Below are 20,126 nucleotides of genomic sequence, written 5' to 3'. Positions count from 1 at the left end.
TGCGCTATGGCCGTCAGGGCCTGACGGAGGCGGCGCATGGCTCGCTGGAGGATCTCTCTGTGCTCGGCGGGGATGGCGGGATGATCGCGATCGACGTGCTCGGCCATGTCGAGACGGTGTTCAACGCGGAGACGATGAAGCGCGGGGTGGTGACATCCGGCGGGCGCTTCGAGGTGGCGACGAAACGATGACGATGCACGATCTTGTTTTCTTCATTGCGGGGCTGGTCGCGTTTTTCGGCTTCGCGCTGGCAGTGCAGATGCGGCTGATGGCCGGCATGTCGCTGCGGCGCGCGGCGAGGGAGAAGTTCCCCGACCTGGAGGACGGCCCGGCAAGGTTTGCGGTGGTCGCCGCGGTGAACGGGCCGGACCAGCTGGAAGCGGGCGACGATGTCGGCGATGCGGCCAAGTGGCTGGCGGCGGAATATCCCCGCGCGATCGACCATATCAAGCGCGCGCGCAAGGCGACGCTGATCGCACCGGCGCTGATCGTGGTGATCGCCCTGATGTGGCGGCTGACAGTGGGGCTTCTCTAGATGCGCGGCTATTTCGCGATCGGGGCGGAAGGCATTTCCAAGCCGATGAACCTTGGCGCGCTGATGCGCACGGCGAACGCCTTCGGGGCAAGCTTCGTCTTTTCGGTGAAGGCGGCCGACCGGGTGAAGCTCGCCTACAAGGCCGACACCTCCAAGACGTTCGAGAGCGTGCCCTATTATCAGTGGGAGACGATTGGCGACATGGCGCTGCCCAAGGGCTGCCAGCTGGTCGGCGTCGAGCTGACCGATGATGCGGTCGAGCTGCCCGAGTTCAGGCACCCCAAGGCGGCCGCCTATGTGCTGGGCCGCGAGCGCGGCGACCTGACGCCGGAGATGCTGGCCAGGTGCGACCATGTCGTGAAGATCCCGACGAAGTTCTGCATCAATGTCAGCCTCGCCGGGGCGCTGGTCATGTATGACCGGGTGCGCTCCATGGGCAGCTTCCGCGACCGCCCTGTGATGCCCGGCGGGCCGAAAATGGAGACCAGCCGATGATGGAGGCCGACCACGCGAAACTGCGGGACTGGGTGATGGCCGAGGCGCGCAAGCGCACGCTGATCATGGGCATCCTGAACGTCACCCCGGACAGCTTCTCCGATGGGGGTGAGCATGACGGCGTCGCGGACGCCATCGCGCATGCCTGCCTGATGACGAGCCAGGGCGCCGACATCATCGACATTGGCGGGGAATCGACCCGGCCCGGCGCGACCCCGGTCAGCGCGGAAGAGGAACTGGCCCGCACCATCCCGGTGGTCGAGGCCGTTAGCGGGCATGACCGCGCCCCGGTCTCCATCGACACCTACAAGGCGAGTGTCGCGCGCGCGGCGGCGAAGGCTGGCGCGGTGATCCTGAACGATGTGTCCGGCCTGTCGGATCCGGACATGGTCCACGCCGCCGCCGAGACCGGGTCGGCCCTGGTCATCACCTATAATCGCGGAGCCGCCGATGGCAGCATCGACGCGGCCAGGGACATGCTGCTCTTCTTCGAGGCGGCGCTGCAGCAATGCGCGGCTGCCTCGCTGCCGCCGGAACATGTCATCCTCGATCCGGGTGTCGGTTTCGGGAAAACCTATGAGCAGAATTTCACCGTGCTCGGCCATGTGCCCGCGCTCGTCCAGTTCGAATGCCCGGTCCTGATCGGCGTGTCGCGCAAGTCCTTCATCGGCAAGCTTTACGACAACAAGGTCGAGGACCGGCTGATCGGCACGCTGGCGGCCGGGCTCGACAGTGTCAGGCGGGGCGCGCACATGCTGCGCGTCCACGATGTGGCCGAACACAAACAGGCAATCTCCATGTGGGAGGCAATCGACTATGCGGCGGACTGAACGGGTTTTCGTCTCCAACCTGGCCATTCACGGCTTTCACGGCCTGATCCCGGCGGAAAAGACGCTGGGGCAGAAATTCTATGCCGACATCGAATGCCTTGTCGCGCGCACCGAGGCGCCCTCGGATACGATGGGCGATGCGGTCGATTATGGGAAGCTCTGCGACCTGGCGCATGACATCTCGGTGAGCGGCCCGTTCAACCTTGTCGAGACGCTGGCGGAACGCATCGGTCATGGCGTGCTGGAGACTTTCCCGCTGGTCAAAAGCGTGCGGGTGCGCATCCGCAAGCCGAACGCGCCGGTCCGCCATTTCTTCGACGATGTCGGGGTCGAGATCACCCTTGAACGCGATGGCTGAAGCAGCACTCGCCTTCGGGTCCAATCTCGGCGACAGCCGGGCGATGATCGCGCACGCCATGGCCGTGCTGGATGAGATGCGCGGCGTGTCCATCACGCGGACCTCCTCCTTCTGGCGCACGCCGCCCTGGGGCGTGGAGGACCAGCCGGATTTCGTGAATGCCTGCGCGCTGGTGGCGACGGACCTGTCGCCGGAAGCGCTGCTGACGGCCTGCAAGGACCTCGAAAAGGCGCTTGGCCGCGAAGAGGCGGTGCGCTGGGGCCCGCGGCTGATCGATATCGATCTTCTCTGGATGGCCGGTGAGACCCGTGACAGCGGGGCGCTCACCCTGCCGCATCCGCGCATGACCGAGCGGGCCTTCGTACTGGTCCCGCTGGCCGAGATCGCGCCGGCGCTGGAGATTGGGGGCAAGAGCGTGCGTGTGCATCTCGATGCCCTTGCGGGAGAAGAAACCGCCCGCATCGTGAAAATGGCCTAGGCCTCCCAGCGACTCGCAAAATATCGTCCAGGCCGTTTGACACGCCAAAGCGTCGCGCTGTAGTGGCGCGACGCAACCAAAGGGGAAGTCATGACAAAGACCGTATGGAAACGGCCGAACATGCCAGAAGCCAGCAAATCTGGCATCAAGGATATGGGGCTGTTGCTCTTGGCTATGGGTGTCGGCAGCACCTTTATCGGCGGCCTAGGGATGAATTCAGGTGAACCGGCGGGGTTCCCGGCGGTTGTTGCTGGCGGTGTGATGATTAATATCAGCGTCCTGATGATTGTTCTTGGTGTCATCGTGCAGGAGATGCGACAAGCCGCTTTTGAAGCCGCTCTCCGGGCTGGTGAGGTACAGACAGCCGGCAAGAGCCAATAGAAGGCTGTGCCTGCGGAGTAGCCCCACACCTCTGTTTATACCAGTAGCGGATCAGGCATCACGGTCGATATCGGCAGAGCGTAACCACGATCCTCGGGCCATTCATTGGGCGCGCGGTTATATATTCCCCCCCCTTTTTCGAGAGGGCATACGCCTCAAGCTTGAATTGTCGGAAAGTCCGGAGCCCCAGCCGCTCAGGCGGATCTAGTTATAGATCGAGCCAGCCGGCGCGAAGGCCATGATCAGCGTGACCGCGGCGAGAAAGCCGAGCACGGCGAGGCTGAATCCCTTCGCGAGGAGCTGTGTCAGTTGAATACCCATCGTCACTTCCTGCGTTATTTCCGGACCCTGTGGGGTGCCCGTTCTTATGCGGACGTATCTGGGTTTACGGACTTGCAAGAAACAGGCTGGTTCCGGAATAGGTTCCATGTCAGGCCGGAATGGGGCCTTTTGCGGGCAGTTAATGAATCGTAAATTCTGCGGGGGATCAGGGGGCGAGCCCCGCATGCTTCACCGTGTCCTGATAGGAGCGCGAGACAGGCACTTCGGCCTCGTTTTTCAGGACGAGCACGATTCGCCCGCCTTCGCGGCGCGCGCCCTGGATCCCGATCCGGGACACCCACCAGGAGCGGTGGACGCGCAGTCCGTCCACGCTGCCAAGCTCCCTCTCGGCATCGCTGAGGCGCATCAGGATGAGATCCGAGCCGAGGCTCGTATGCACCCGGCAATAATGGTCTTCCGAGGACACCGCCCAGAGTTCTGCCGTGCGGTACTTTACCGGCAGGCGCTCCAGGAAGGCGGCAACCGCATCCCGGTCATCGACGCGGTGGACGAAATCCGGCCCGGCGACATTGAAGGCGCGCCCGAGCGTGTAGCCGAGCAGCGTCATGGCGGTGGCGATCACAAGGACGTAGAAATAGAGGATATGGACCGGCGCGTTGCCGACGAGGATATAGCCGCCCGATAGGGCCTTGAGGGCATAGATGACGCCCGTGACACCGGCAGCCGTGACCAGCGATGTGAGGACGATCATCAGCCAGGCCGGGCCTTGCGGGCGCCATTTATAATAGGCCCATACTGTCAGCTCGCCCACGGCCGTGCCCGACACGATCAGGATGAGCCAGACCAGGAAATTGAGCAGGAATGGGCTGCCGCCCGTACCCCCATAAGGGCGCACGAAAGCGAGAAACAGCGCGATCCCGACAAGGATCAGCGCTTCCCGGCCGCGTTTTGTCCAGTCGATCGCGATGCGCAAGTCGTACGCCCCTCTCCATTCGCGCTTCGCGAATGACACTGGCGGTATTTCGCGAAGGATTCCAGCCATCTGGCGCATTCCGGCTCGCGGGCTGGAGCCGGCGCGGCAGTCTTGGCGGGGACGGCAGCCGATGCGTTGCCCGCACAATCAACCGCCATGACCGGAGAGATGACAATGAGCCCGACAGACGTTTCTTCCCGCGCCCGCCTGCTGATCCGGCGGCCGAAACTGTCCCGCACCGCCTGGACGTTGCTGATCGCCCTTCCGATCTATGCCGGCATCAGCGCGCTCAGCCTGATAGAGATTGGCCGGCTGCCGCGCTTCCGGTTCGACCCGACGCCGCTGATCGAGTCCGGTATTGCCATTCAGATCCATGTCGCCGCGGCCCTGACGACGCTCGCTATCGGCATCTATCTGATGGTCGCGCCGAAGGGGTTTCGTCTGCACCGGACCTTTGGCTGGGCCTGGGTCGTCTCGATGGCTGTGACGGCCGGCTCCTCCTTCTTCATCAGCACGCTCTTCCAGACCAGCCTCGGCCCGATCCATGCGTTGTCGGCGTGGACGATGCTCGGCCTGCCAATGGGGATCGCGGCGATCAAGCGCCGGGACGTGGCGCGTCACCGAAAGGACATGACGAACATGTTCGTGGGCGGCATGGTGATTGCCGGGCTCTTCTCGCTGCTGCCCGGACGGCTGATGTGGCATGTTTTCTTTGCTCTCTGAGCCAGATCACGTCTTTAAGATGTAAACGACGCCCGGCATAAAGGCCGGGCGTCTTGCATTTCGGAGGGAGTTATCAATGACGGTCAGGGGTTTGGTGGCGGCGACAGCCGGCGTGGTCGCGCTTTCGGCCTGTGCGACGGAAGGCGGCGACCGCAATGTCATCCAGCGCATTTTCGAGCCCGAACCGCAGACGGCCGTCGAAGCCCTTGAGCGCTATTACGAAACCATTCCGGCCTCGGCCCTGCCGCAGGCCCCTGAAAGGGTCGCGCTGCCCGCCCCAGACGCTGTGCTCGACCGCATCCTGGTCGCCTCCTGCAATGACGAGGAACAGCCGAGCCCGACGCTCGCCACGCTCGGCGAGGAAGAGGCCGACCTGTTCCTGATGATCGGCGACAATGTCTATGGCGACACCGATCACGGCAAGTATCAGAGCAACCAGCCCGAGCTGGACGAGCTGCGCGAAGCCTTCGGCGAACTGGCGCAGCGCGAGGAATTCCGTCAGGTCCGCGCCAAATTCCCGATGATGGTGGCCTGGGACGACCATGATTATGGTGCCAATGATGGCGGCAAGGATTTTCCCTTCAAGGCGCTGTCGGAACGGATCCACGAGACCTTCTGGGGCCTCGACGGCGAAGAGGTCGGCCAGTATCCCGGCACCTATTATGCCCGCAGCTTCGGCCCCGAGGGCCAGCGCGTGCAGATCATCGTGCTCGATACGCGTTTCTTCCGCTCCGACCTGACGCCGACGGATGAGCCGGGCGCGGTGGGCAAGGAACGCTATGTCCCGGCGCCGGAGGGCTCGATGCAGGACATGCTGGGCGCGGCGCAGTGGACGTGGCTGGAAAACCGGCTGCAGGACCCGGCCGATATCCGCTTCATTGTCTCGTCCATCCAGGTCATGCCGACGGTGCATGGCTGGGAAGCCTGGGACAAGCTGCCGGACGAGCGCGCGCGCCTGTTCGAACTCGTCCAGTCGACCGGGGCGGAGGGCGTCGTCTTCCTGTCCGGCGACCGCCATGCCGGCTTCGTCTATGAGGAGCGCGGCGTTTTGCCCTACGCGGCCAATGAGCTGACCGCCTCTTCGCTGAACCTCTCCTTCGCCGAGGAAAGCGCCGAGCGCGACAGCCGCCAGATCGGGGGGGCCTATCCGCCTGAAAATTACGGCGTGGTGGAGATCGACTGGGCCGGTGAAACCGTGTCACTCGTTGTGAAAGACAGTGATGGCCGCACCGCACGGCGGAATGATATTGCTTTTTCCGATATTGGGGTCGATTAAGCGCCCGCGCAGGCGGGGCGATTCGTTGGAACCTTAGGGAGTCGCCGGGACATGGCTGACTATCGCAATGTTTGGGTGCTGATCGCCGCGACGGCCTTCCTGCAGCTGGGGATCGGCATCCTGAATGTCGTCACCCCGCTTGGCCTTGAGACGCTGGGCGTCAATCCGGGCCTGATCGGGGCCGTGGCGGCCGGCAATGCGGTCGGCTTCATGGCCGGGGCATGGACCTCCTCCAATGCGATCATCCTGTTCGGCAATATCCGTGTCTTTTCGGCGGCTGCCGCCGTCAGCGGCGCGACGGTGCTGGCGATGCAGCTGGCGCTCGACCCGTGGAGCTGGACGGCGATGCGCGTCATCCAGGGTGCGGCCTTCGCCTGGATGTTCTCCTCGATTGAATCCTGGCTCGGCGCGACGGTGTCGGCCAAGAGCCGCGGCAGTGTCAGCGGCTTCTACCACCTGATCGGCAAGCTTGCGCTGGTGATGGGTCCGTTCTTCGTCGCCGGGCTCGCGCCGATCGATTTCCGGCCGTATCTGTGGTGCGCCATCTTCCTCTGCCTGTCGCTGCTGCCGGTCTGCCTGACACGCCGCGGCGAGCCGGCCGCGCCGGGCAATGAGACGTTTCCGCTGCGCCGCCTGTTCATGCTGGCGCCATCGGCGGTGATCGCGGTCTTCCTGGCCGGGGTCATCAATAGCGGCACCATGGCGCTGTTGCCCATCTATGCCGGGGTCGCGCTGCCGGATGTGGTGGGCGGGGCGACCGGAGCGGCGGCACTCGCGGCGGCTGCGGCCTGGGTCGGCGGGCTGATCAGCCAGTGGCCGGCCGGGCGGATTTCCGACCATATCGACCGGCGCCTGGTGATTGCCGTCATGGCGGGCATCTCCACGGCAGCAGCGCTGGTACTCGGGCTCTTTCCGGGCCTGCCGCGCAACACCATCCTGATCGCCCTGGCCGTCTGGGGGGCGGGGTCGCTTTCCTTCTACGGGATCGGTGTCGCCCACGCCATCGACCGGGCCGACCATAGCCATATCGCCCGTGTGATGTCGGGTCTGCTTTTCGTCTGGGCTTTCGGCTCGGTGATCGGGCCGCCGCTTTCCGGTTACGCCTTCCGGCTGCCATTTACCGATGGCGGGCTCTTCCTGCTGACTGCAATTTTGTCGGCCGTGCTGATGATTTCCCTGCTGTGGCGGCGGGCTTCGCGGAAAGAAGCGCCCTCCGAAGTCCAGGAACCCTGGAATATTACTCTACCCACAACGGCAACCGCCGTAGAAATCGACCCGCGGGCCGAGTAGGGAAAAGCTGCGTCCATCCCGCGTACCCATCCGGTTGCGCCGAGAGTTTGCAGTGTTATAAGGCCACAAGTTTTTAAAGGGCCACAGGCCCGTTGCCCGCTGATTCCAAGAGGCCAAATTTACCCATGAACATACATGAATATCAGGCCAAAGCCGTCCTGAAGTCGTATGGTGCCCCGGTTGCTGACGGTGTGCCGGTTCTTTCCCTCGATGATGTCCAGAAGGCGGTCGACAGCCTGCCCGGGCCGCTCTGGGTGGTGAAGAGCCAGATCCATGCCGGTGGTCGCGGCAAGGGCAAGTTCGTGGAAAAGGAAGCCGGTGAGAAGGGTGGCGTTCGCCTCGCCTTCAAGAAGGAAGAAGTGCTGGAGCATGCCAAGGCGATGCTCGGCCATCACCTCGTCACCGCCCAGACGAGCAAGGAAGGCAAGCAGGTCAACCGCCTCTATATCGAGGACGGCGCCGACATCGACCGTGAGCTTTACCTCTCGCTGCTGATCGACCGCGCGACCGGAAAGCCGGCCTTCGTCGCCTCCACCGAAGGCGGCATGGATATCGAGGAAGTCGCGCATTCCACGCCGGAAAAGATCCTTACCCTGCCGATCGACCCGATGGCGGGTGTGACCGACAAGGACAGCGAACAGCTGTGCGACGCGCTGAAGCTCGAGGGCGATGCACGCGCCGACGGCATGAAGCTCTTCCCGGTGCTCTACAAGGCCTTCATCGAGAAGGACATGTCGATGCTGGAGATCAACCCGCTCATCGTCATGGAAAACGGCCATCTTCGCGTCCTCGACGCCAAGGTCTCCTTCGACAGCAACGCGCTCTTCCGTCATCCCGACATCGTCGAGCTGCGTGACAAGACCGAGGAAGACGAAAAGGAAATCGAGGCCTCCGAATGGGACCTCGCCTATATCGCCCTTGATGGCACGATCGGCTGCATGGTCAACGGGGCCGGCCTCGCCATGGCGACGATGGACATCATCAAGCTCTACGGTGAAGAGCCGGCGAACTTCTGCGATGTCGGCGGCGGCGCGAACAAGGAAAAGGTCGCGGCCGCTTTCAAGATCATCATGAAGGACCCGAACGTGAAGGGCATCCTGGTGAACATCTTCGGCGGCATCATGAAGTGTGACGTGATCGCAGAGGGCGTTATCGCCGCGGTGAAAGAGACCAATCTCGGCGTTCCGCTGGTTGTCCGTCTCGAAGGCACGAATGTCGACAAGGGCAAGGAAATCATCGCGAATTCCGGCCTCAACGTGATCCCCGCCGACGATCTCGACGATGCGGCGAAGAAGATCACCGAAGCGATTAAGGGCTAAACCGACCCGCGATGACCCGCCTGGCTTTCTCCCTCGCCAAACTGGCCATGCCTGCAATCATGCTTGCAGGGCTGCCGGCGTGCGGGGCAAAGGCGGGCGGCCTTGAGCCGACGATCTCCGGCGAGGTAACGGCCCCTGACGGGGCTGGGTCCGTGCTCACCGAATTCGTGAAGGTCTGTGCGCCTGTCGTGGTCGATGACGCGCAGCCTGGAGAGGTGCTCGCGGCCAATGGCTGGGAGATGCCGTCTACGTCCGAGGTGGAGAACATGGCCCGTGCGGGCACCATGGCGGCCGAAAAGGCGGACCTCTTCCTTTCGGCCCAGGTCACCCCGATTGACTTTCCTCACCTGCAGGGCGTGACCTGCATGGTGAACGTCCTCGATAAAGCGACGGTTAGCGATGTCGATCTTTCGGGGTTGGAAGGGGTCAACGGCTTCATCGGCGACACGGAGAGCTATGGCGATGCCGGCCCCGAACTGGGCCGCTGGAGCGGTGTGGCGGCAGACGGTCAGGTCATCACGATTTACGCCATGAAAGTGTCGGACGGGCGGTATCTTACCCTGTCCATGAACAAGTCAAAGCCGGTCCAGCCGGCGCCAAACGATGCGCAATAGGAAGCACTGAATGTCCATCCTCATCGATTCCAATACCAAAGTCATTGTCCAGGGCCTGACCGGCAATACCGGCTCGTTCCATACCAACCAGGCGCTGGACTATTTCGGCACCAAGATGGTCGCCGGGACGCACCCCAAGAAGGCCGGCCAGAAATGGACCGCCGACAATGGCGCCGAACTGCCGATCTATGCGACGGCCGGCGACGCCAAGGAAGCCACCGGCGCAACCGCTTCGGTGATCTATGTCCCGCCGGTTGGCGCAGCGGCCGCCATCGAGGAAGCGATCGACGCGGAAATCCCGCTCATCGTCTGCATCACCGAAGGCGTTCCGGTGCTCGACATGGTGCGCGTGAAAGCGAAGCTGGAGAAATCCAAGTCGCGCCTGATCGGCCCGAACTGCCCCGGCGTGCTGACCCCGGAAGAGTGCAAGATCGGCATCATGCCGGGCAAGATCTTCTCCAAGGGCTCCGTTGGCGTCGTGTCCCGTTCGGGCACGCTGACCTATGAAGCCGTGTTCCAGACCTCGAATGCCGGCCTCGGCCAGACCACGGCGGTCGGCATTGGCGGCGACCCCGTCAATGGCACGAACTTCATCGACGTGCTGGAGATGTTCCTCGCGGATGACGCTACGGAAAGCATCATCATGATCGGCGAGATCGGCGGGTCCGCCGAAGAGGAAGCTGCTCAGTTCCTGAAGGACGAAGCCAAGAAGGGCCGCAAGAAGCCGACCGTCGGCTTTATCGCTGGCCGTACCGCGCCTCCGGGCCGCACCATGGGCCATGCCGGTGCCATTGTTTCGGGCGGGAAAGGCGATGCACCGTCCAAGATCGCGGCAATGGAAGATGCTGGTATCAAGGTGTCACCCAGCCCTGCGCGGCTCGGCGATACCATGGTAGAGGTTCTTAAAGGTTAGTCGCGGACTATATAGACCGGATGGCGGCCAGACGAGGCCCTTAAAGACCCCGCCGGGCCGTCCGGACAAGTCTCAGGACGGTAGTGAAAAATGGCAGATGACGGATCTCCGGTAACTGGCAATCGCAGCACGCGGAACAGCGCGATGCTGGATACGGCCTTTCTTTATGGCGGCAGCGCGGTCTGGATCGAGAAGATGCAGGCCGCTTATGCGCGCAACCCCAACTCCGTGCCCGAAAGCTGGCGGGATTTCTTCCGCGAGCTGGGCGATGGCGGTGAGGCGGCCGAGCGCAATGCCGACGGGGCCAGCTGGAAGCGCCAAGCCTGGCCGACCCCCGTCGATGCCGATCAGGTCGCGGCCTTCGACGGCAACTGGTCGATGCTCGAGCCGAAGCTCAAGGACAAGCTGAAAGCCGAAAAGCCGGCTGCCTCAGAGGCCGATCTCGAGGTCGCGGTCAAGGATTCCATCCGCGCGCTGATGATGATCCGGGCCTACCGGGTGCGCGGCCACCTGGCCGCCCAGCTCGACCCGCTGGCCATGGACGACAAGAATGACCAGCCCGAGCTCGATCCGGCCAATTACGGCTTCGGGCCCGAGGACATGGACCGCGCGATCTTCATCGACGGCTATCTCGGCCTCGACTATGCGACCATCAACGAGATGGTCGAGATCCTGCGCCGGACCTATTGCTCGACCATCGGGATCGAGTTCCAGCACATCTCCTCGCCGGAAGAGAAAGCCTGGCTGCAGGAGCGCATCGAGGGCCCGGACAAGGGCGTCGCCTTCACCCCGGAAGGCAAGAAGGCGATCCTCGCCAAGCTGATCGAAGCCGAGACGTTCGAACGCTTCCTGCACCGGCGTTATCCGGGCACCAAGCGCTTCGGCCTCGATGGCGGTGAAGCCGCTGTCCCGGCGCTGGAGCAGATCATCAAGCGCGGCGGTGCGCTCGGCGTCAACGAGATCGTCGTCGGCATGCCCCACCGCGGGCGCCTGAACATGCTGGCCGCCGTGATGGGCAAGCCGTATGAGAAGATCTTCCACGAATTCCAGGGCGGCTCGACGCAAGGCGCGGAAGGCTTCGGCTCCGGCGATGTGAAATACCACCTCGGCGCCTCCTCGGACCGCTCCTTCGACGGCAATGACGTCCACCTGACCATGAACGCCAACCCGTCTCACCTTGAGGCGGTGAATCCGGTCGTGCTCGGCCGGACGCGCGCCAAGCAGGCCATGGAGGCCGACGAGACCGGCACGCTGGACCGCTCGCACAAGCTGCCGCTGCTGCTGCACGGCGATGCGTCCTTTGCCGGCCAGGGGGTTGTTTCGGAATGTTTCGCGCTGTCGGGCCTGGCGGGCTACCGCACGGGTGGCACGGTGCACTTCATCGTCAACAACCAGATCGGCTTTACCACCAGCCCGATGTATTCGCGCTCCTCGCCCTATCCCTCCGATGTGGCGCTGATGGTGCAGGCGCCGATCTTCCACGTGAACGGCGATGATCCGGAAGCGGTGACCTACTGCGCCAAGGTGGCAACCGAGTACCGCCAGAAATTCGGCAAGGACGTCGTCATCGACATGTTCTGCTACCGGCGCTTCGGCCACAATGAGGGTGACGAACCGATGTTCACCCAGCCGGTCATGTACACCAACATCAAGACCCACAAGTCGACCCGCGAGATCTATGCCGCGCGCCTGGTCGAAGAGGGGCTGGTTTCGGCCGACGAGGTCGAGGCCCAGATCAAGGAATTCGGCGACTTCCTCGACAAGGCGTTCGAGGAGGGCAAGGGCCTGAAGACCGAGAAGGCCGACTGGCTGGACGGCGAATGGTCCGGCCTCGGCCTGCCCGAGGATGATGAGCGCCGCGGCAAGACCGGCGTCTCGAAGAAGAAGCTTCAGGAAATCGGCGAGAAGCTCACCACGGTTCCCGACGGTGTCGACGTTCACAAGACGCTGAAGCGGGTCATCGACGGGCGCCGCGAGGCGATCACGTCGGGCTCCGGCCTCGACTGGTCGACCGCCGAGCATCTGGCCTTCGCAACCCTGCTCGACGAAGGCTTCCCGGTGCGCCTCTCGGGCCAGGATTCCGGGCGCGGCACCTTCTCGCAGCGCCACAGCCACTTCGTCGACCAGAAGACCGGCAAGCGCTTCACGCCGCTGAACAATCTCGGTGAGAACCAGGCGCCTTACGAGGTGATCGATTCGCTGCTCTCCGAAGAGGCCGTGCTCGGCTATGAGTATGGCTATTCGCTGGCCGATCCGAACGCGCTCGTGCTCTGGGAAGCCCAGTTCGGGGACTTCTCGAACGGCGCCCAGGTCTATTTCGACCAGTTCATTTCTTCCGCCGAGCGCAAGTGGCTGCGGATGAGTGGTCTCGTCTGCCTGTTGCCGCATGCCTATGAAGGCCAGGGCCCGGAACACTCTTCCGCCCGGCTGGAGCGCTTCCTGCAGATGTGCGCGGAAGACAATATGCAGGTGGTCAACCTGACGACGCCGGCGAACTATTTCCACGCCCTGCGCCGCCAGATCCATCGCGATTTCCGCAAGCCGCTGATCATCATGACGCCGAAGTCGCTGCTGCGCCACAAGCTGGCCGTGTCGACGCTGGACGAGATGAACACCAAGTCCTCCTTCCACCGCGTGCTCTGGGACGATGCCGAGACGCCGGGCCGCGAGGGCAAGGTGAAGCTTGCCAAGGACAACAAGGTCCGCCGCGTCGTGCTGTGCTCCGGCAAGGTCTATTACGACCTGTTCGAGGCGCGCGAGGAGAAGGGAATCGACGACATCTACCTGCTGCGCGTCGAGCAGTTCTACCCGGTCCCGCGCAAGTCGCTTATGCAGGAGCTGAAGCGCTTCAAGCAGGCCGAGATGGTCTGGTGCCAGGAAGAGCCGCGCAATATGGGCGGCTGGACTTTCATGCGCGACGAGATCGAATGGGCCTGCAACCAGGTCGGCTGCGAACAGCCGCGTCCGAAATATGCCGGACGCCCGCCATCGGCCGCCACGGCCACCGGCCTTCTGTCACAACACAACAAGGAGCGGGACGCACTGATCGCCGCCGCGCTGGGCGACCAGCCGGTGGAAGACAGCATCGTCTCCGCCTGATCAGACTTTCAGGAACGAAACGGACTAGACATGACTGACATTATCGTGCCGCAGCTCGGCGAAAGCGTCACAGAGGCGACCGTCGGCCAGTGGCTGAAGAAGGCCGGGGACACGGTCTCGAAGGATGAGGTTCTGGTCGAACTGGAAACCGATAAGGTTTCAGTCGAGGTTGCCGCTACGGCAGATGGTACGCTGTCTGAAATCGTCGCCAATGAAGGCGACACCGTCGAGATCGGTGCCGTGCTGGGCCGTCTCGGCAGTGGCAGCGGGGCCGGCGCGAAATCCGGCAATGGCGATGCCAAGGCTGAGAAGGCCGCAAAAACCGAAGAAGCGCCCAAGCAAGCGACGGCTGGCGGCTCCGGCGGCGGCAAGCTCGTCGATGTGGCCGTGCCGGCCATGGGCGAGAGTGTCACCGAAGGCACGATCGGCGAGTTCCTGAAACAGGTCGGCGACAGCGTCTCCAAAGACGAGACCATCGCCGAGATCGAGACCGACAAGGTCGCCCTTGAAGTGCCGGCCAGCGCCGATGGCACGATTGCCGAATGGCTGGTCAGCGCCGGCGACACGGTCGAGCCGGGCACGGTCATCGCCCGTATCAGCCAAGGCGCCAGCGGCGGGGCCGGTGTGGCCAAGGAAGCCCGCGTGACCGAAGGCGCGCCGACGACGCAAACCCCGGCGGAAACCGGTGTTTCGGCCTCGGGCCAGGAAGACCGTCCGGTCTCTCCGTCGGTTCGTCGCATCTCGTCGGAAGCCGGTGTGAACCCGCAGGAGATTCCGGGTTCGGGCCGCGAAGGCCGCGCCACCAAGGCCGATGCGCTGGAGTTTGTGAACAAGGCCGCCCAGTCCGGCGGCAGCCAGCAGCCGCAGCAGGCCAAGCCGCAACGGGATATCGGCCCGCGCGAAGAGCGCGTGAAGATGACGCGCCTGCGCCAGACCATCGCCCGGCGCCTGAAAGAGGCCCAGGACACGGCCGCCATGCTGACCACATTCAACGATGTGGACATGACGGCGGTGATGGACCTGCGCAAACGCTACAAGGATGCCTTCCTCGAGAAGCATGGCGTGAAGCTCGGCTTCATGGGCTTCTTCGTGAAGGCCTGTGTCAGTGCGCTGCAGGAAATCCCGGCGGTGAATGCCGAGATCGACGGCACCGACATCATTTACAAGAACCATTACGATATGGGCATCGCGGTCGGCACCGACAAAGGCCTTGTCGTGCCGGTGGTGCGTGACTGTGACGAGCTTTCCATTGCCGAAGTCGAGAAGGGCATTGGCGACCTTGGCAAGAAGGCGCGCGACGGCTCACTGTCGATTGCCGACATGCAGGGTGGCACCTTCACCATCACGAATGGCGGCATCTATGGCTCGCTGATGTCGACGCCGATCCTCAACCCCCCGCAATCCGGCGTGCTCGGCATGCACCGCATCGAGCAGCGCCCGGTCGCCATCAATGGCGAGGTGAAGATCCGCCCGATGATGTATCTGGCGCTCTCCTACGACCACCGCATCGTCGACGGCAAGGAAGCCGTCACCTTCCTGGTGCGCGTGAAGGAAGCTCTCGAAGATCCGGAGCGTCTGCTGCTGGAAGTCTAGATTGCGCCCGTCTGGCGGACGGACATGACAAGATGGATGAGGCCCCATGGTTTGCCCGTGGGGCCTTTCTTTTTTGAGCCTCTTCTCTTGGAAAATAAAAACTGATCTGAATCAGGGCGCTACCTGACCCTGTCCGGGATTTAACGCATTTCTTGGAACGTCCCGCTTAGGCCCCCCGTTGGTTGGGTCAGCAGAACGCTGAAAAGGAGACTGCCATGAAACGTGCACTGTTGACCGCCACCGCCGCTATGGCCTTTGCCGCAACGCCGGCTTTTGCCCAGGTTGTCGATGGCGAAGCGACCGGTGATGTGACCTCGAGCACCGAAGTGACCACCGACATTCCGGAAACGGCAGCCGAAACCGGTGCTGACGTGACCACCAAGGTCGAAACGGACGTCGAGAAGAAAACCGACGAAGCATCTGATTGGGCCTCCGACACGGAAATGGAAGCCAATACCGACGTCGAGACCGAAGCCGAAACCGGTATGGGTGGCGAGTATTACGAGAATGAAGCCGATGCGGCCGCTGATTCCGATCTGAATACCGGCGCCGATGTCGAAGTGGACGTCAAGACGCCTGATACGCCGGATGCCGACGTATCGGTCGAAGGTGAAACCGACACCGACGTCGAAGTCGAAACCGATACCCCGGACTAGACCTTTCTGGTCAATCCGGAAGAAAGCCCCGCGGGCCTGTTTGGCTGGCGGGGTTTTTCTCGTCCGGAGGGCTGGGCCCGGCGCTTTGGAACATCAGGGCGCGGGCACCCGTTGCACCGCCAGAGACGACGATATGAGGAGTTTGCCATGAAAAAGGTTCTGATGACCGCAACAGCAGCCATGGCGCTTGCGGCCACCCCGGCCATCGCACAAGGCTATGGCGCCCAATCCGAAGCCAGCACCGAGGTGCAGGCCAACACCAACGCCCAGGGCGGTCCGTATGCAAGCGACCGTGGCGATGCCAGCCAGCGTTACGGCGCGCTGGACGGTCAGGCTGGCCAGCAAGACGATCTGGCCGGTGCCCGCGATCAGGCGCAGGACAAGCCCACCGTGAACGGCACGCCGCTGACGCAATATGAAATGGAGCAGCTCAGGAAAGTCGGCCCCGAAGCGGTCGAGGATGTCGACACGCTCGACGAGGACGATACCAGCTACTAGGCGCCAGCAGCAAAGCTGACAGGATTGGCCCCGCAGTCGAGACCGGTTGCGGGGCTTTTCTATGCCTCGAGTTCGACGTCCCAGTAGAGATAGTCCATCCAGGTCTCGTGCAGGAAGTTTGGCGGGAAGCGCCGGCCGATCTCCTGCAGCTGGTAATTGGACGGGCGGACAGGCTTGCGGTTCGGGATCATGCCGGACTCGTCGGGCATGCGCCCGCCCTTCTTCAGATTGCAGGGCGAACAGGCCGTGGCGATATTGGTCCAGCTTGTGCGCCCGCCCTTCGAGCGCGGGATGACATGGTCGAAGGTCAGGTCGTCCGGGCGCCCGCAATAGACGCATTTGAAGCCGTCGCGCAGGAAGACGTTGAAGCGGGTAAAGGCCGGCGAGCGGTCCTGGTGCACGAATTCGCGCAGCGCGATAACCGATGGCAGGCGCATCTCGAAGCTCGGAGAGCGCACGATGGTGTCATATTCCGCGATGATGTCGACGCGGTCGAGGAAGACGGCCTTCACGACGTCCTGCCAGGACCAGAGTGACAGCGGATAATAGGAGAGCGGGCGGAAATCCGCATTCAAAACGAGAGCTGGCCGGCCCTGGGGCGGGCTCGTCAGGACTTCAGGCATCTTTCAGCCCTCCCACGGTCCTGCACAATGGTCTGAGTGCCTCGTTAGTGAACACGCACCTCCATCGATTCGCGGGTATCTTTAGTGATTCCCGACAACGAGTTTATGACAGTTTCCGGCTTTGGCTAGTCTCTGGAGTCATTTCCCCCGCCTTCGCCTATAGCTGTTGCGGATTCAGGCGCGCCCGCCCCCGTCGGCGGCATAGGCTTTTTCGCGTTCGGCATTGATCCAGCCCCAGAGCAGGTGGGCGGCGACACCGCGATAGGGCCGCCAGGCATCGGCGAGCGCGGTGAACGCCTTTGCCTCGTGGCGCGCTTCGGCTTCGCTCAGCAGGCGGTAGGATTCCATCAGGCCGACATCGCCTTGCGGGAAGGCGTCGAGCCGGCCGCAGGAGAGCAGGAAGAGATCGGCGGTCCACGGGCCGATGCCCTTCACCGCGACCAGTTCCTTGCGCGCGGCCTCCATGTCGGCCCCATGCACGCGGGCGAGATCCAGCGCGCCCGTGTGGATGGCGTCTGCGATGGAGCGTAGGTGGCGGATCTTCGGGCGCGACAGGCCGCAGGCGCGCAGCGTCTCCTCGTCGGCGCCGAGCACGGCATCGGTGCAGACCTCGCCGAGGGCCGTCTCGACACGCCCCCAGATGCTGGCCGCCGCCTTGGTCGTGATCTGCTGAAAGGCGATCATGCGGGCGATGACGGCATAGTCGGGTGCCCCCACCCGCCATTGTGGCACGCCGATGCCCTCGAAGGCGCGGGCAAGCGCTGTGTCACGCGCGCTGAGCCAGGTGCAGGCCTCGTGCAGCGTGTCCGGGTCCGGCCCGCTCATGGCGCAAGGTCTTCGCGTGTGCGCCCCTGGGCGGCGAGGCCTTCGTCCAGCAGGCGTTCGGAGCTTTCTTCCAGCTCCGCCTGCAGCTTTGCGAAGAATTCCTTGCGGGGCAGGCCGGCGGGAATGGGAGGCTGGGCTTCGTAGACGACAAGGCCGGGCCGGCGGGTCAGCCCGCGTGCCGGCCAGCAAAGGCCGGAATTCGTCGCCAGCGGCACGACGGGCACTTCGAGCGCATTGTAGAGCGCGCTCAGCCCGGCGGACTTGTAGTCGGCCGGGTGGCCGGGCTTTGTGCGCGTGCCTTCCGGATAGATGAGGATCTGGCGGCCATCCTCGACGCAGCTCTTGCCCTGCCGGATCATCATTTTCAGCGTCTTCGACGTGCCGGCCCGGTCGATGGCGATCATCTTCGTCTTCAGCGCATACCAGCCCAGCGCCGGATACCAGAGCAGTTCGCGCTTCATGATGACGGCCGGATCGCGGAACAGGATGAAGGGAATGAAGACGTCCAGCATCGCCTGGTGCTTGCCGGCGATCAGCAGTGGGCCGTCGGGAATGTGCTCGCGCCCGCGCAGCTTCACCCGCACCCCGCAGAGCAGCCACAGGCCGAGGCGGATATATTGCGCATAGAGCCCGATGGCGGCGCTGGCGAAGCGGCGCGGCAGCAGCATGGTCGGCAGGGCGGCAATCCCGATCACGGCCATCCCGCCATAGAGCCAGATCACGAAAAGAATGGAACGCAACGTGTTCATAGAACCGATTTCAGGGAATGATTGACGGTGCCGCCAGCCGCCCAGCGTGCGGCGAGCCCGGCGCCGACCGGGGTGACGGCGAGGATGACCAGGTCCCAGAAGTCGAGCGAGAGCTGCGGCAGGAGCTGGCTCTGCGTCCCGGCGCTCTGGGCGGAAAAGACGATCATCGCGGTGACGGCCAGGGCGACGAGCGATCCGGCCGAGCCCGCTTTCAGGCCGAGCGTCCAGAAGCGGCGTTCGAACAGGCTCGCGATGAAGCGGTCTTCCGCGCCCGCGAGATGCAGCACGTCGACAATGTCGCGGCGCGCCAAGAGGGCGGCATGGGTGGCAAAGGCGATGACGGCGATGGCGGTGGCCGTCAGCAGGACGACGATGCCGATGGCCGCAATGCGCAGCGTGCCAAGCGCGCGCTGCACCTCGGAGGCATAGTCGGCATGCGATTCGGCGGTGGCGTTAAAGCCGGCGTCGGTGAGCGCGGCGGTGACGACCCCGGCCTCGGCCGGCGCGTCCTGTGTGGTCTCAACCGCGATCAGGATGGGCATGGGCACGCCGGCCGGGATGCCGCCGGGCCCGAAGCTTGGTGCGAGCAGCCTGTTCAGTTCCTCCTGGCTCAGCACGCTGGACGAGCGGATGCCATCGAGCCCGCGCACGATGGAGGCGGCATCTTCCGCGCCCCGCCGGTCTGTGTCCTTCAGGCGTACCGTCATCTCGCCCTCGACCTGGGCCGACCAGGCATGCGCGGCGGTGTAGGTGCCACGCGCGGTCAGCGTGGCCAGAACGGCGAGAAAGCAGAGGGCAGCCACAACGAAGAAGAGGGCGGCTTCCCGGGCATCGCTTTCCGGCAGGAGGGGAGTGGGCTTCGACATCAGGCGCTCTGGTGTTCCACATCGCGCACGAGCAGGCCATGCTGGAGGCGCATGACGGGCGCGTCGAATTCGCGGATCAGGCTGAGGTCATGGGTGGCGATGATGATGGTCGTGCCGAGCCGTCGGTTGAGTTCGACGAACAGCCGGAAGATGCGTTTGCCCATCTCCGGGTCGACATTGCCGGTCGGCTCGTCGGCGATCAGCAGGTCCGGCTTGTTGATGAGGGCGCGGGCGATGGAGAGGCGCTGCTGCTCGCCGCCCGAGAGCGATTGCGGCAGGGCGTGCATGCGCTCGCCCAGGCCGACCCAGCGCAGGAGATCCACAACTTCCTCGCGATAGGTGCCGGGCTTCTGGCCCGAAACGCGCAGCGGCAGGGAGACATTCTCGAAGGCGGTCAGATGGTCCAGCAGGCGGAAATCCTGGAAGACGACCCCGATGCGCCGGCGAAGCGCCGAGAGCTGCTTGCGTGACAAGGCGCTGGTGCGCAGGCCGAACAGGTGAACCTCGCCCTGGGTGGGCGCATGGGCGAGATAAAGCAGCTTCAGCAGGGAAGACTTGCCCGCCCCGGAAGCGCCTGTCAGGAAGGTGAAGGTGCCCGGCTTCAGGCGCAAATCGATGTCGCTCAACACGTCATCGGCGGTGTCATAGCGCAGGGAGACGCCATTGAGCTCAACGGCCGGTTCGTCGGCTGTGTCCGGTCTGAAACGGTTCATTAACGACCTTTCAATCCTGCAAGGCTCTAATCGACTA

The 20,126-nt window shown here is 63.9% G+C and carries 22 protein-coding genes and 1 pseudogene; 17 read left to right on the top strand and 6 right to left on the bottom strand.

Going from position 1 to position 20,126, the window contains the following annotated elements:
* The 7 genes and pseudogenes from B8784_RS18805 to B8784_RS18775 form a co-directional block, all read left to right on the top strand.
* Positions 1 to 191, top strand: a pseudogene (locus B8784_RS18805) (isoaspartyl peptidase/L-asparaginase); the annotation flags it as partial.
* The gene (locus tag B8784_RS18800) at positions 188 to 535 is read left to right on the top strand and encodes a hypothetical protein (RefSeq protein WP_084399508.1); all 348 of its coding nucleotides are present in this window, start codon (positions 188 to 190) and stop codon (positions 533 to 535) included. The pseudogene B8784_RS18805 and the gene B8784_RS18800, both read left to right, overlap by 4 nt.
* A complete protein-coding gene (locus B8784_RS18795; protein WP_084399505.1) occupies positions 536 to 1,030 on the top strand; it encodes an RNA methyltransferase in 495 nt (164 codons plus the stop codon).
* Positions 1,027 to 1,860, top strand: a complete 834-nt coding sequence (gene folP, locus B8784_RS18790) for a dihydropteroate synthase (RefSeq protein WP_084399503.1) — start codon at positions 1,027 to 1,029, stop codon at positions 1,858 to 1,860. The genes B8784_RS18795 and folP overlap by 4 nt, the downstream gene beginning before the upstream one ends.
* The gene (gene folB, locus B8784_RS18785) at positions 1,847 to 2,218 is read left to right on the top strand and encodes a dihydroneopterin aldolase (RefSeq protein WP_084399501.1); all 372 of its coding nucleotides are present in this window, start codon (positions 1,847 to 1,849) and stop codon (positions 2,216 to 2,218) included. Before folP ends, folB begins: the two co-directional genes overlap by 14 nt.
* Complete coding sequence (gene folK, locus B8784_RS18780) at positions 2,211 to 2,696, top strand: 2-amino-4-hydroxy-6-hydroxymethyldihydropteridine diphosphokinase (RefSeq protein ID WP_084399500.1); 486 nt, start codon at positions 2,211 to 2,213, stop codon at positions 2,694 to 2,696. Before folB ends, folK begins: the two co-directional genes overlap by 8 nt.
* 90 nt (positions 2,697 to 2,786) lie before the next feature.
* Positions 2,787 to 3,077 carry a hypothetical protein gene (locus B8784_RS18775; RefSeq protein ID WP_084399498.1) on the top strand — a complete coding sequence of 97 codons (291 nt, stop codon included), beginning with the start codon at positions 2,787 to 2,789 and terminating at the stop codon, positions 3,075 to 3,077.
* A 487-nt stretch (positions 3,078 to 3,564) separates the two neighbouring features.
* Here B8784_RS18775 and B8784_RS18770 read toward each other — a convergent pair whose 3' ends face one another.
* Positions 3,565 to 4,401, bottom strand: a complete 837-nt coding sequence (locus B8784_RS18770; RefSeq protein ID WP_158085748.1) for a LytTR family DNA-binding domain-containing protein — start codon at positions 4,399 to 4,401, stop codon at positions 3,565 to 3,567.
* Between the two features lie 105 nt (positions 4,402 to 4,506).
* Between B8784_RS18770 and B8784_RS18765 the strand changes: the two genes are divergently transcribed.
* From B8784_RS18765 to B8784_RS18720, 10 genes are all read left to right on the top strand, one after another.
* Positions 4,507 to 5,055, top strand: a complete 549-nt coding sequence (locus tag B8784_RS18765) for a DUF2306 domain-containing protein (RefSeq protein ID WP_084399496.1) — start codon at positions 4,507 to 4,509, stop codon at positions 5,053 to 5,055.
* Positions 5,056 to 5,131: 76 nt separating this feature from the next.
* Complete coding sequence (locus tag B8784_RS18760) at positions 5,132 to 6,331, top strand: alkaline phosphatase D family protein (RefSeq protein ID WP_084399494.1); 1,200 nt, start codon at positions 5,132 to 5,134, stop codon at positions 6,329 to 6,331.
* A 51-nt stretch (positions 6,332 to 6,382) separates the two neighbouring features.
* Positions 6,383 to 7,621: an MFS transporter gene (locus tag B8784_RS18755; RefSeq protein WP_084399491.1), complete on the top strand. Its 1,239-nt coding sequence runs from the start codon at positions 6,383 to 6,385 to the stop codon at positions 7,619 to 7,621.
* Positions 7,622 to 7,746: 125 nt separating this feature from the next.
* Positions 7,747 to 8,940 carry an ADP-forming succinate--CoA ligase subunit beta gene (gene sucC, locus B8784_RS18750; protein ID WP_084399488.1) on the top strand — a complete coding sequence of 398 codons (1,194 nt, stop codon included), beginning with the start codon at positions 7,747 to 7,749 and terminating at the stop codon, positions 8,938 to 8,940.
* Positions 8,941 to 8,951: 11 nt separating this feature from the next.
* Entirely contained in the window at positions 8,952 to 9,554 is a 603-nt protein-coding gene (locus B8784_RS18745; protein WP_084399486.1) for a hypothetical protein, read from the top strand.
* 10 nt (positions 9,555 to 9,564) lie between these two features.
* Positions 9,565 to 10,467 (top strand): succinate--CoA ligase subunit alpha, encoded by a 903-nt coding sequence (gene sucD, locus B8784_RS18740; protein WP_084399483.1) that lies wholly within the window; start codon positions 9,565 to 9,567, stop codon positions 10,465 to 10,467.
* 90 nt (positions 10,468 to 10,557) lie between these two features.
* Positions 10,558 to 13,566: a 2-oxoglutarate dehydrogenase E1 component gene (locus tag B8784_RS18735; protein WP_084399480.1), complete on the top strand. Its 3,009-nt coding sequence runs from the start codon at positions 10,558 to 10,560 to the stop codon at positions 13,564 to 13,566.
* Positions 13,567 to 13,596: 30 nt separating this feature from the next.
* Positions 13,597 to 15,159, top strand: a complete 1,563-nt coding sequence (gene odhB / locus B8784_RS18730; RefSeq protein WP_084399478.1) for a 2-oxoglutarate dehydrogenase complex dihydrolipoyllysine-residue succinyltransferase — start codon at positions 13,597 to 13,599, stop codon at positions 15,157 to 15,159.
* Positions 15,160 to 15,374: 215 nt separating this feature from the next.
* Positions 15,375 to 15,815, top strand: coding sequence for a hypothetical protein (locus B8784_RS18725; protein WP_084399475.1), 441 nt, complete (start codon positions 15,375 to 15,377; stop codon positions 15,813 to 15,815).
* A 147-nt stretch (positions 15,816 to 15,962) separates the two neighbouring features.
* Positions 15,963 to 16,313 (top strand): hypothetical protein, encoded by a 351-nt coding sequence (locus B8784_RS18720; protein ID WP_084399474.1) that lies wholly within the window; start codon positions 15,963 to 15,965, stop codon positions 16,311 to 16,313.
* A gap of 59 nt (positions 16,314 to 16,372) precedes the next feature.
* Here B8784_RS18720 and B8784_RS18715 read toward each other — a convergent pair whose 3' ends face one another.
* The 5 genes from B8784_RS18715 to ftsE form a co-directional block, all read right to left on the bottom strand.
* The gene (locus B8784_RS18715) at positions 16,373 to 16,936 is read right to left on the bottom strand and encodes an HNH endonuclease (RefSeq protein ID WP_084399473.1); all 564 of its coding nucleotides are present in this window, start codon (positions 16,934 to 16,936) and stop codon (positions 16,373 to 16,375) included.
* Between the two features lie 174 nt (positions 16,937 to 17,110).
* On the bottom strand, positions 17,111 to 17,761 hold the full coding sequence (locus B8784_RS18710) for a DNA-3-methyladenine glycosylase family protein (RefSeq protein WP_084399472.1): 651 nt from the start codon (positions 17,759 to 17,761) through the stop codon (positions 17,111 to 17,113).
* The gene (locus tag B8784_RS18705) at positions 17,758 to 18,510 is read right to left on the bottom strand and encodes a lysophospholipid acyltransferase family protein (RefSeq protein ID WP_084399470.1); all 753 of its coding nucleotides are present in this window, start codon (positions 18,508 to 18,510) and stop codon (positions 17,758 to 17,760) included. Before B8784_RS18705 ends, B8784_RS18710 begins: the two co-directional genes overlap by 4 nt.
* Positions 18,507 to 19,376, bottom strand: coding sequence for a cell division protein FtsX (locus B8784_RS18700; protein WP_084399468.1), 870 nt, complete (start codon positions 19,374 to 19,376; stop codon positions 18,507 to 18,509). Before B8784_RS18700 ends, B8784_RS18705 begins: the two co-directional genes overlap by 4 nt.
* Positions 19,376 to 20,089 (bottom strand): cell division ATP-binding protein FtsE, encoded by a 714-nt coding sequence (gene ftsE / locus B8784_RS18695; RefSeq protein ID WP_084399466.1) that lies wholly within the window; start codon positions 20,087 to 20,089, stop codon positions 19,376 to 19,378. The genes B8784_RS18700 and ftsE overlap by 1 nt, the downstream gene beginning before the upstream one ends.
* Positions 20,090 to 20,126: the final 37 nt, after the last annotated feature.

This window comes from Henriciella aquimarina (assembly GCF_002088975.1).
In the GTDB taxonomy this organism is placed as follows: domain Bacteria; phylum Pseudomonadota; class Alphaproteobacteria; order Caulobacterales; family Hyphomonadaceae; genus Henriciella; species Henriciella aquimarina.
Note: the sequence above shows the minus strand (reverse complement) of the source record. Positions and strands in the feature narration are given on the sequence as shown.